Origin of the sequence: Nocardia sp. CNY236 (genome assembly GCF_000482385.1) — a bacterium.
Taxonomy (GTDB): domain Bacteria; phylum Actinomycetota; class Actinomycetes; order Mycobacteriales; family Mycobacteriaceae; genus Nocardia.
The window spans coordinates 12,952-24,891 of sequence record NZ_AXVD01000037.1; the positions used below are offsets into that span (position 1 = coordinate 12,952).

The window sequence follows — 11,940 nt, forward strand, 5'->3', positions numbered from 1 at the left end:
GGGTGGTGTCACCCATCTGGCAGGTCTATTGGCCGGTAGGTGTGCCGCGTTGGGGTACGGCGTCATCCCGGCGCCGGGGTGTACTCACGGTCGCATCGGGAATGGCGGGCTGGCTGTGTCCGCTTACGGTCGTGTCACCCTGAAGGGACACAAGAATCGCTTGGGACGGGTCAGTATTCGAGGCGTATCGCGTCAGCGAGCTCGCGCATGTCGTCGGTGAGGGTGCGGCGACCGGTGATGATCTTGCCAAGGGTGTCGCGCGCGTACCGCTGTTGCGGAAGCCACTCCGGCGCTATGTCACGCACTTCGGCCAAGACCGTCATAGCCTCGGCGTACTGCCGCAGCGCGGTGTGTGCGGCGGCGACATCGAGCCGGTGTCGCAGTCGTGACGCGGCCTTGGGCGCGGTCAGCCCCGGGGGCAGGGACCTGGCTATCGCGAGAGTTCGCTCCGGGTGGCCGGCGATGACCGCGCACTCTCCGGCGACCTGCGCACACGTGACTGGGCCGAATGTGCGATTCGGGTTGGAATCACACAGCGTTTCGCGCCCGATGCGCTCGGCCGCGGCGCGGGCGAGACTCAGCGCATCCTCGGTCGCACCGGGCGCGGCGTCCCGCACGCTCGCATTGGCCACATACAGCCACAACTTTCCCCACAGTGCCAACTGGGACGATGTCGCCCTACTCAGCCGAGGTTCAATATCATCGGCCCAGCGCACAGCCAACTGGCGGGCGTTGTAGAGCTGCCCCTGCCGCAGATGTGACCAGACCAGCCCGATCACCGCCGAGGCAGCGCTACCACGGTCTGGCGCCTGATCAATCGCGCGCGCCAGAACCTCAGCAGCGGTATCGAATTGGCGATTGTGGATCAGCATGGACCCTGTGAGGCCGAGAATTTGCGCCCGGATCACCCGGCCCCCACTATCATCAAGAACCTCGGCGTCACGGATCAGATCCGGCAGATACTCGGCTATCCGCCGGTATGAGTGACCGGCGGCCAGTAAACGCAGCCCAGCGAATGCCCCGCGCACCCCGTCAATGGTCGGTGCCTCAGCGGGCTGCTCACCAGCCCCAGCCAGTGCCCGCCGCACCGGCGCCCACAGCTGCGCCGTACTGGGATCGGCCCACTCGGTGTCACTACCCCCTGAACCTTGCAGGGCAAATGTATGCACCCCGAGCGCGACAGCAAGCGTGCGTAGCGTCTCCAGCCGGCAACTCGAGCGCATACCCTGCTCGAGCTGTTTGATGAGCGAGACCGATATCCCGCTCACCTCAGCAAGATCCCGCTGCGTCAACCCACGCCGCTTGCGTACCGACGCGAGGCGCTCCCCGAGATCCGCAGCCATACCACGAGAGTACGGCCCACCGGCCGCCGACATCATGTAGATGCACCCGATTCGACACCGTTTCGGCACCCTGGCCGACAGCTGGAACGTGACGCGCGTGCAGCGCGGGGGTAGTCAGAGGTTGTTGGTGGTGGCCCGGAGAGCGGCGGCCCGCTCCTCGTCGATCAACTCCAGCTTCCCGATCGCGGCGGCGAATGTGTCGTGCTGCAACCAAGCAATTTCGATGTGCTCCTGCAACCGGCTCACAGCATTGTCGTCGGGATTGCTACCGCCGCCTACTGCTTTGTGTTCGAACTTGGTCCGGAGCGCGATTGCCGATGGCAGGCTGCCCCAGCCCGAGAGTTTTCCGAGGCGTCGGGCCTCGATCAGTAGTTGGTCCAGCCGTTCGGCATACTTCTTGGCTGCGGCACGCAGTGCTTCGCCGAGTTCAAGTTCCATGCGCAATTCGCCGGCTGTAGCCTGCTGTGCCAGGTTCGTCCAGTAGGCGTGCTGGTCCTCGATTTTCGGTGCCATTGTTCCCCCGGTTACTTCGGTAGATGCGGTTCCAGGCTCTCGGCGTAGCGAGTGATGATCTCGCACGGGTCGTCGATGTCAGGCCCATACCGGAGCGTCTGGCGCGTGTCGAGCATGAACATGCCCTGCTCTGCCTCGAACGACAGCCAACATCCTGGGTCGCCCCGCTCCTGGGAGTAGTGCCCACGGCGGCCGTTGACCGTGGTCTCCCGGAGGATGGTTACGCTCTCCTTGTTGCGTTCCTCCTCGAGCGTGTGAGAGGTAGACCAAACGCCAACCCTGTAGTTGGGTGGCCCGTATCGGTCATCCAGCGGGTCCCAGCTGCAGACGCGGAAGCTCGAGACGCCGGTCGGCGCATCGGTGAACACGCTCTTGGTGGCCGGATCCAGCCCGGCGCCCACGAGTACGTCGTCGGCAATGCCGGGGTCGCGGCAGACGTTGTAGACGATAATCTCGTCGATATTCCGCGTAGTCGGTTGCGCCGTCCCAGATGTGGAGTCACCGCACGCGGTAAGGCCCGCTACTGCCAGCCCGGCCGCCACGATCGCCGCGACGCGCTTCATCCCCGCCCCTTCCCTCGACTCAGGCGGAGCCTACCTCGAGCCAGAGCGCAACTCGCTGCCCTAGCAGTGCATTGGAATGGATGACGCATCGGATAGAAACCGCGCAGATATTGATCCTGTGGCCGTATATGCATTGCGTGGCAGGACCGCCACGCTGCCCCGCATGCGCATGGGCGTGGTCATCGCGGCGCAACGCGCCTGACACCCACTGGATCGGTGCGCTACGCGCTCAACCTGACCCAATCCAATTGGGCGGGGCAATAGTTCCGCACTCTCTGACCTGGGGTGATTCGCCGGATTTCGCGCTGGCACACTTTTCAGTACATAGGGTGCAGTTTTGGGTATAGTGCCCGAACTCCCCTGTTGTCATCGATCGCATTCGACCTGGTAGAGGCGGTATTTCATCGGAGCGGGTGACGGGAATCGAACCCGCACCATCAGCTTGGAAGGCTGAGGTTCTACCATTGAACTACACCCGCACGCAAACGACACCGATGGGATCGCCACGATGTCGCGTGCGATCCGACTCTACCGAACGTGACTCTCGAAACGCCAATCAGCCCCGTACAGCACGGTCTCGGAGGGCAACAGGTGGGCGCCGAGACCGATTGCACACGCGATGGCGACCCCGAATGCGCGACCGACTCGGTTGTTCCGACAGGAAATTTCATTGGAACTCTGGCGTGTCGGATTCCGGTGGGCGAAACTCGAGTGACAGGTTGAGGACCCCGCCGACGAGCGCGGTCCCCGCCACCGGTAACACGAGGAACGTCGCTCAGGGAGTTCCGATGAGGACCACACCGCTCGCCGGCCCGGCCCGTGCAGCGCGCCGAACGCTCGGCGGCTCGCGCGCTGTGCCGTGGGGACCCGGGAGCGCCCGACTGTCGGCATTGTTCGTCGACCGTCTTCCACCCCATCTGTCCAGCGTGTCGCCCGCGCGTCGCGGCGTCACTTTGCAGCGAACCATAATCGGGTGTATCACCGACTCAACGGATATCGACGCGTACCCGATTGCCGTTCGTGAGGTAATGAGAACCCGTTGCACAAGGCCACTTTTGGATGCCGAGTGGCTTGCTAGGATCGCTTTTGCCGGACGGGGGTATCTGGAAAGGGGGCGGTGAGCGTGCACCGAACCAGGTGGACACAGCCGCGTGGTAGTAGGAACGATCGAGGTGGCGCCGGCACCTGTGTCAGCACAGGGCACCTGGGTACCGACGTCGCCTACGCCGGGTGAGTCCGATGTCGGCCGACATCGAGCCCCCGGTCGCCGCCATGGCCCGAGCCTGGGCTCGCGCGGTGTGTGCCGAGCCCGGATCGGGCGCCGCACCCCAACAGTTGGAGCCTGCGCTGATCGAGATCATCGAGCGGCTGCTGACCTTGGCCGGATCGGAGCCGTTCCCGGTGCCGGAAGCGCGGATGCTCGGGGCCAAACTCGCCGACGCACCGTTCGAGAGGATCCGGATGCTCGCGCAGGCCACCCGTTGGTTGCTCGGTTTTCCCTCCGGAACCCCTGGTTCGCTGGTTGCCACGCGCTGGCCGTTCATCGCCAGCCAAGCCATAGACAGCTACGCGCAGGCATTGCAGGAGCGTGCACTGGCACAGCAGGAGAAGAACCTGTCGGCCAAGGTGTCGCTACGCGTCCAGGAGATTGCCGCACTCCAGCATCGGCTGCGCCATGAAGCCACCCACGACGCGCTCACCGACCTGGCCAACCGCACACTGTTGCAGGACAAAGCACGCCTGATGGCCGGCGACCCCGCCCGCGGGGTCGGGCTCCTGCTGATCGACCTGGACCGGTTCAAGCAGATCAACGACGGATACGGCCATGCCATCGGGGACGAGGTACTGGTCGAACTGGCGAGCCGGTTGCGTGAAGTCTGCCCGCCGGACACGGTGATCTGCCGGTACGGTGGCGACGAATTCGTACTCGCGACGAATCCGTACCGCAATACGCTCGGCGACCTCGCACGCCGAATCGTTGCTGCACTGCGCGATCCTGTCTGGTCCTCGGCAGGCCCTGTCCCGGTCTCGGCCAGTGTCGGCACCGCCTACAACTCGCCGGGCGCACCGTTCGATTTCATCGACCTCCTCCGCCGCGCCGACCATGCGATGTATTCGGCGAAGACGGCTGGAGGACACCGGTTCGCCATCGCGGACGAACCGGATGTGGACACCGCCGTGGCGGGTTGACAGGTACTGCCGACGCAGATCCACCCGCGCCTGCGCCATCGGCGCCGGGCGCGCTCAGTGGGCGGGGACCGCCGGCGCGACGTGGGTGGTTTCGTAGTCGGCCAGAATGTCGATGCGACGCTGGTGACGCTGCTCACCCGTCCAAGCGGCGCCGAGGAAGGCATCGACGATGGCCAACGCTTCCTCCGTCGAATGCATCCGGCCGCCGATACCGATCAATTGTGCATTGTTGTGCTCGCGGGCCAACTTCGCGGTCTCGACGCTCCAGGCCAGTGCGCACCGGGCGCCGGGCACCTTGTTCGCCGCGATCTGTTCGCCGTTGCCGCTGCCACCGAACACCAGTCCCAGACCGCGCGGATCGGCAACGGTGCGTCGGGCCGCCTCGATACAGAAGGCGGGATAGTCATCGAGCGGGTCGTATTCGAACGCGCCGCAGTCGATCACCTCGTGGCCCGACTGCTCCAAATGAGCCTTGACGTGATTCTTCAATTCGAAACCGGCATGGTCGGCACCCAGGTATACGCGCATGGCACGCATTGTGTCAGGCGACGACGCGGCGATCGGCAGCCGGGCGCACCTGGGGCCGTGACGCATCCGCCGGACACGGCGCCGGTGTTCCAGGCCACCGGACCGGAGCCGGCCGACACCGCGCCCAGCGTCCTCGACACTGAATAGAGTTCATCTCATGCAGCCGCACGAACCCCAACCGTCCTTTTCAGGATGGGATCCGGCAGCGCCCTCGAACCCCACTCCGGCGCCGAACCAGCAACACACCTATCCTGGGTACTCCAGCAGCCCGACTCCGCCCGCAACGCCACGGAACCAGCCACGCGGCCTTTCGCCGTTCGGCATGCCCGCGCGGCACAGCTGGGAGATCCCGCTGCTCGTCGTCATGGTCACGTCGACCGCATTCGCCTACTTGTTCGCACTGTTTCTGGTGGCGATGGGTAACCAGGACGTCTATGTTGTCGGGCTCGCCGCCTCCCCCGTGCTGGTGTGGTTCGGTCGCGGAATCAACTACGCCATCCAGCGGGTGAACGGTGTGAAGATGTCACCGACCCAGTTCCCCGAGGGCTATCGCATGGTGGCGGAGGCCGCCGCCCGCTTCGGAATGAGAACGGTTCCGGACGCGTACGTCGTGCTCGGCAACGGCAATATCAACGCCTTCGCCAGCGGACATGGCTTCCGACGCTATGTGGTGGTCTACAGCGATCTGTTCGAGATCGGCGGCGCCGCACGCGAACCCGACGCACTGGCATTCATCATCGGCCACGAAGTCGGGCACATCGCTGCCGGGCATACCTCGTATTGGCGGCAATTGGGGATGTTTCTCGTGCCCTTCCTGCCGATCGTGGGCAGCAGCCTGATCCGTGCGCAGGAGTACACGGCCGACAACCACGGCTACTGCAATCGGCACACCGGCGCGCCCGCCGCAATGGGCACACTGGCCGCGGGCAAATACATGAACACACTGGTCGGGTTCGATGAGATGGCCGACCGCGCGGTATTCGAGAAGGGCTTGTTCGTCTGGCTGGCCAACGCCATGTCCAGCCATCCAGTACTCACCTGGCGAATGTGGGCGTTGCGCGACCGCAGCAAGCACGGAAAACTGTTCCTGCCCCCGAGCCCGCCGTGGAGCATCGAGGCGCCACCCGGCGGCTATCCGAGCTCTTACGACCGAGCGCCGACCCCTCCGCCGAAGCCAGTGCTGTGATGCTCGCGGTGGTCGCTCCACCGCCGGTCGCGGCACACGATTCGTTCTCGCCTACCACGCCGTTTTCGGCGAGCCGCCTGCCTCGCTGCCACTAGGGTTGGCCGACAGGAGCTGGTTCCCCTCGGCGAAGGAGTCCGTGATGAGTTCTGACCAGCATTTCGTCATTGTCGGCGGCGGACTGGCCGCGGCCAAGGTCGCGGAAGCGTTGCGCAGTAGGGACTTCGACGGGCATGTGACACTGTTCGGCTCCGAGGAGTATCTGCCCTACGAGCTCCCACCCCTGTCGAAGGAGCACCTGGCCGGCAAGAAGGCACTCACCGAGTTCACCATCGCTCCGGCGCAGTGGTATCGCGATCACCATATCGAGGTGCGACTCGGTACCACTGTCACCGGGCTCGACACCGCGGCCAAAACGATCACCTTGCCCGATGGTTCCGCGGTGTCCTACGACAAACTGGCGCTCGCCACCGGCTCGACTCCGCGCACCCTGCACGTCCCGGGCGCCGACGCGTCCAATGTGTACACCTTGCGCACCATCGAAGACTCCGACGCATTGATCGCGCTGTTCGGCAATGCTCGACGGATCGTCGTCATCGGGGCGGGCTGGATCGGCCTGGAAACAGCCGCGGCAGCCCGCGCGGCAGGCGTCGAGGTAACCATCGTCGAGCTCGCGGAGCTGCCTTTGCGGACGGTGCTCGGCCCCGAGATGGGCGAGGTGTTCGCCGGTCTCCACCGGGCGAACGGAGTGAATTTCCAGTTCGGGGCACAGGTCGAGGCCATCCTCACCGAGGACGCTGTCGCGATCGCGCATGGTGTCCGGCTCGCCGACGGCAGCACGATCGACGCCGACGCCGTACTGGTCGCGGTGGGTGCGCGCCCGAATGTGCGGCTGGCCGCCGACGCCGGCCTCGCAGTGGACGATGGCGTGCTCGTCGACGAACACCTGGCCACCAGCGATCCGGATATCGTCGCGGTCGGTGACATCGCCGCCGCGCTGCACCCGACCCTGGGCCGGCGCATTCGCGTGGAGCACTGGGCGAACGCGCTCAATCAACCGGCTGTCGCGGCCGCCACCATGCTCGGAAAACCCGCCGTCTACGACCGGTTGCCCTACTTCTTCACCGACCAATACGACCTCGGCATGGAGTACATTGGACACGTCCCGACCGATGGCTATGCCAGGGTCGTGGTGCGTGGCGACGCCGCGGCGCGCGAGTTCGTCGCGTTCTGGTTGGACTCCGAGAATCGAGTGTTGGCGGGCATGAACGTGAACGTATGGGATGTCGTCGACCGGATCAAGGAACTGATCCTCGCGGGTGAACCGGTCGACCCCGATCGTCTCGCCGACACCGCAGCGTCATGGTGAGACGAACCCACCCATGAATTGTGAGGTATAACAATTCATGGGTGCCGGATCCGTGGGCTAGGTCCCGACCACAGATGTGGTCTCCGGAGGAGATCCAGGCGCACATCGACTTCCAGCGTTCGCTGGGCGCGCAGCTCGCCGAGTCGGATGAACTGGTGGATTCGCAAGGGCTGGCGGCGCCGAGCGAAGCTCGGATGGTCCATTCCGACGGCCGGTCGGCACCGGTGATCACCGATGGACCGTTTCCGGAGACCAAGTCGAGGCGGCCGTCGCGGGTCTGCACTGCCGGGCTGCTCGTTACGAGGACACGGAGTGGACCACGATCCCGGCACTGTACCACCGACTCGAGCGGGAATCGGAGCTGCTGCTCGCACCACGAACACTGCCGAACGCGACTATCTCACCATCCATATCGCACGGCTGCGGCGCAGGCGGGCGCACGATTCGCTCGAGGAGTACATGGTCGTCGACCCGAGCGAGCCGACGTCGCCGTCACGCGAGACGGACTGCACGAGTCGATGAGCCGGCCCGACCTCTCAGGGCAAACCGCCACTATTGGGAAATTCCTGCCCAAGTCCGGCCGGTGATGAGCTCGAAGGCCTCCGCATATTTCTGCCGCGTGGCCGCAACGATGTCCGCGGGAATCCGCGGGCCGGGAGGTTCCTTGTCCCAGCCGGTCGATACGGCCCAGTCGCGGACGAATTGCTTGTCGAACGAGCGCTGCGGACGCCCGGGTTCCCATTCGTCGGCGGGCCAAAAACGCGAGGAGTCCGACGTGAGGACCTCGTCGCCGAGGGTGAGGACATCACCGTCCCAGCCGAATTCGACCTTGGTGTCGGCGATGACGACACCGCGTTCTGCGGCATGAGCTGCGCCGCGCGCGTAGATCTGCAATGTCAGATCGCGCAGCCGCTCGGCGACCGCGCGGCCCTCCTGGTTCACCACGTCGGCGAATGTGATCGACTCGTCGTGTCCGACAGACGCCTTGGTGCTCGGCGTAAAGATCGGTTCGGGCAACGTGTCACCCTCGCGGAGCCCCGGGGGCAGCGCAACACCGGACACCGTGCCCGTTCGCCGATACTCGGCGAGGCCGGATCCGGTGAGGTAGCCCCGCGCGATGCACTCCACCTGCAGCATCGTCAGTGGCTTGACCCGGACACCGCGGCCGGCGAACTCGGCTGGCACATCGGTTGCCGACACCACATGATTGGGCACGTCGGTGAAGTACTCGAACCACCAGGTCGACAACTGTGTCAGCAGCGCCCCTTTGTCCGGGATCGGTGTCGGCAGCACCACGTCGTATACCGACACTCGGTCCGAGGCCACCAACAGCAGTGTGTCTGCGTCCTCGTACAGATCGCGCACCTTCCCGGCGTGCACATGCTTCAACGTCGAGCCTCCGATTCCCTGGGGTGAACCTGCGCCACAATACCGCCGGCCCGCAGGCGCGAGCGCCGCGCGTTCCGCCGATACGAGTCCACGATCCGCTCGATGGGCACGGGCCAGGTGGGTCGTGGTCGCAGTCCCGCGCCGGCCGCGCCACGATAGGTCGAGGCCGCTGGGCAAACCGCCGCGCGTCGTGCCCGCCGGAAGTGGCATTGTTGGTGGCGCCGTGCCCGTTGTTCGACCACAGAAGGAGCCTTATGTCCGCGCCCAATCTCACTCGCGACCAGGCGATCGAACGAGCCTCGACCGTGACGGTCGAGAACTATCGCATCGAGCTGGACCTCACCGATGGGGCGGGCAAACCCGGCGAGCAGACGTTCTTCTCCCGCAGCACGATGACATTCCGTGCGACCGCGGGTGCGAGCACCTTCGTCGACATCGTGGCGCGCGGCGTCCGCTCGGCGGTGCTCAACGGCGTCGCGCTGGATGTGTCCGGATACGACGAATCGACCGGAATAACCCTGACCGACCTGACCGAGCACAACGAACTGGTGGTGGAGGCCGACTGCGAATACTCGCACACCGGTGAGGGACTGCACCGATTCGTCGACCCCGCCGACGATGCGGTCTACTTGTATTCGCAGTTCGAAACCGCCGATGCCAAACGGATGTTCGCCTGCTTCGACCAACCCGACCTGAAGGCCACGTTCGACCTCGCCGTCACCGCGCCTGCCGGCTGGCGGGTGGTGTCCAACAGTCCCATCACGGAATCGGCCACGCCGACTGCGGGCACTCACATCTTCGGCACGACCCCCACCATGAGCACGTATCTGGTCGCGCTCATCGCGGGTCCGTACGCGCAGTGGACCGATGTCTACACCGACGAGCACGGCAGTATCCCGTTGGGCATCTACTGTCGCTCGTCATTGGCCGCGTACATGGATGCCGAACGTCTGTTCACCGAGACCAAGCAGGGCTTCGGCTTCTACCACCGCAACTTCGGTATCCCCTACGCCTTCGGGAAATACGATCAGCTGTTCGTACCGGAGTTCAACGCCGGCGCGATGGAAAACGCCGGCGCGGTGACCTTCCTCGAGGACTATGTCTTCCGCTCCAAGGTGACCCGCGCGGCCTACGAGCGCCGCGCCGAAACCGTGCTGCACGAGATGGCGCACATGTGGTTCGGCGACCTGGTGACCATGAAATGGTGGGATGATCTGTGGCTGAACGAGTCGTTCGCCACCTTCGCCTCGGTTCTGTGTCAATCCGAAGCCACCGAGTACACCAACGCGTGGACCACGTTCGCGAACGTGGAGAAGTCCTGGGCGTATCGACAGGACCAGCTGCCTTCCACTCACCCGATCGCTGCGGACATTCCCGATCTCGCCGCGGTGGAGGTGAATTTCGACGGCATCACCTACGCCAAGGGCGCCAGCGTCCTGAAACAGCTCGTCGCATATGTGGGGCTGGAGCCGTTCCTGGCAGGCTTGCGCGCGTACTTCCAGGAGCACGCCTACGGCAATGCCACGTTCGACGACCTGTTGTCGGCCTTGGAGGCCTCGTCCGGTCGTGACCTGTCCGGGTGGGGCGCGCAGTGGCTCAAGACCACGGGTCTGAACATCCTGCGGCCGGACTTCGAAGTGGACGCCGAGGGCAGATTCCAGTCGTTTGCAGTTGTCCAGGAAGGCGCCCGGCCGGGTGCGGGCGAGCAGCGCGTCCACCGCCTCGCAATCGGCGTCTACGACGACCAGGATGGAAAGCTGGTGCGCACCGAGCGCGTCGAGCTCGATCTCGAAGCCGCTACCCGCACCGACGTACCGGCGTTGGTCGGCGTGCCGCGCGGCCAACTCGTGTTGATCAACGACGACGATCTCACCTATTGCTCGGTTCGTCTGGATGCCCGGTCGCTCGATGTCCTGGTCGATCGCGTTGTCGACATCGCCGAGCCGCTGCCCCGTACGCTGGCTTGGTCCGCGGCCTGGGAGATGACCCGCCAAGCGGAATTCCGCGCCCGCGATTTCGTGGCTCTGGTTGCTCGTGGCGTTGGCGCCGAGACCGAAATCGGGGTCGTGCAGAGGTTGCTGATGCAGGCCAATACTGCGCTCAACAGCTACGCTGCGCCGCAGTGGGCCGAAACCACCGGCTGGCCCGATTATGCGAACCGTCTGCTGGAGCTGGCCCGCGAGGCCGAGCCGGGCTCGGACCACCAGCTGGCTTTCGTCAATGCACTGACCGGAGCGAAGTTGTCGGCCTGGCACACCGAGGTGCTGCGCGAGCTGCTCGACGGCGATCCCGCGACGGTCGGGCTGGCTGGACTGGTGGTCGACACCGACCTGCGGTGGCGGATCGTGTCCGCACTCGCGGCGGCAGGCGAGGTCGATGCCGATGGTCCGGACACTCCGGTGATCGATCAGGAGCTGGCCACCGATCCCACCGCAGCGGGCAAGCGCCACGCCGCTGCCGCGGCAGCGGCCCGACCGATCGCCGAGGTGAAGGACCGAGCATGGCGCACAGTGGTCGGCGACGATTCGGTGCCCAACATCACCGCCCGTTCGATCGTCGGCGGCTTCGCACCTGCCGGACAGGGTGAGTTGCTCGCTCCGTACCTGGAGCGGTATTTCGCGGATATTCCAGGCGTCTGGGAGCGCCGTTCCAGCGAGGTCGCGCAAACCGTAGTGGTCGGACTGTACCCCAGCTGGGCGATCAGTGAGGACGCGGTGGCCGTCGCCGACAAGTTCCTCGCCGCCGACCACCCGCCCGCCCTGCGCCGACTGGTCAGCGAAGGAAAAGCGGGCATCGAGCGCGCGCTGCGAGCGCGCGCGTTCGACACACAGCAGTAGCCTGCAACGGACCGCCATGTGGGAT

General features: G+C 65.4%; 9 protein-coding genes and 1 tRNA gene. 4 read left to right on the plus strand and 6 right to left on the minus strand.

The features are described 5' to 3' along the window. Positions 1-170: 170 nt before the first annotated feature. The 4 genes from K940_RS0118000 to K940_RS0118015 all read right to left on the minus strand — a co-directional run bounded on the left by K940_RS0118000 (position 171) and on the right by K940_RS0118015 (position 2,898). Entirely contained in the window at positions 171-1,343 is a 1,173-nt protein-coding gene (locus K940_RS0118000; protein ID WP_028478676.1) for a helix-turn-helix domain-containing protein, read from the minus strand. 114 nt (positions 1,344-1,457) lie between these two features. Continuing rightward, the gene (locus tag K940_RS0118005; protein ID WP_036529126.1) at positions 1,458-1,856 is read right to left on the minus strand and encodes a hypothetical protein; all 399 of its coding nucleotides are present in this window, start codon (positions 1,854-1,856) and stop codon (positions 1,458-1,460) included. Between the two features lie 11 nt (positions 1,857-1,867). Next, positions 1,868-2,419, minus strand: a complete 552-nt coding sequence (locus K940_RS0118010) for a DUF3558 domain-containing protein (protein WP_028478678.1) — start codon at positions 2,417-2,419, stop codon at positions 1,868-1,870. A gap of 408 nt (positions 2,420-2,827) precedes the next feature. Then, positions 2,828-2,898 (minus strand) — tRNA-Gly (locus K940_RS0118015). A gap of 760 nt (positions 2,899-3,658) precedes the next feature. Between K940_RS0118015 and K940_RS0118025 the strand changes: the two genes are divergently transcribed. Beyond that, positions 3,659-4,609, plus strand: a complete 951-nt coding sequence (locus K940_RS0118025; protein ID WP_028478679.1) for a GGDEF domain-containing protein — start codon at positions 3,659-3,661, stop codon at positions 4,607-4,609. 54 nt (positions 4,610-4,663) lie between these two features. On the opposite strand, the gene K940_RS0118030 is transcribed toward K940_RS0118025, so the two are convergent. Next, positions 4,664-5,137, minus strand: coding sequence for a ribose-5-phosphate isomerase (locus tag K940_RS0118030; protein ID WP_028478680.1), 474 nt, complete (start codon positions 5,135-5,137; stop codon positions 4,664-4,666). 157 nt (positions 5,138-5,294) lie between these two features. On the opposite strand from K940_RS0118030, the gene K940_RS28995 reads away from it, so the two are divergent. Together K940_RS28995 and K940_RS0118045 are read left to right on the plus strand one after the other, a co-directional pair. Beyond that, on the plus strand, positions 5,295-6,323 hold the full coding sequence (locus K940_RS28995) for a M48 family metallopeptidase (protein WP_036529129.1): 1,029 nt from the start codon (positions 5,295-5,297) through the stop codon (positions 6,321-6,323). 139 nt (positions 6,324-6,462) lie between these two features. Next, on the plus strand, positions 6,463-7,689 hold the full coding sequence (locus tag K940_RS0118045) for an NAD(P)/FAD-dependent oxidoreductase (protein ID WP_028478681.1): 1,227 nt from the start codon (positions 6,463-6,465) through the stop codon (positions 7,687-7,689). Positions 7,690-8,241: 552 nt separating this feature from the next. On the opposite strand, the gene K940_RS0118055 is transcribed toward K940_RS0118045, so the two are convergent. Beyond that, on the minus strand, positions 8,242-9,078 hold the full coding sequence (locus K940_RS0118055) for a phosphoribosylaminoimidazolesuccinocarboxamide synthase (RefSeq protein ID WP_028478683.1): 837 nt from the start codon (positions 9,076-9,078) through the stop codon (positions 8,242-8,244). A 254-nt stretch (positions 9,079-9,332) separates the two neighbouring features. On the opposite strand from K940_RS0118055, the gene pepN reads away from it, so the two are divergent. Further along, entirely contained in the window at positions 9,333-11,915 is a 2,583-nt protein-coding gene (gene pepN, locus K940_RS0118060; RefSeq protein ID WP_028478684.1) for an aminopeptidase N, read from the plus strand. Positions 11,916-11,940 lie beyond the last annotated feature (25 nt).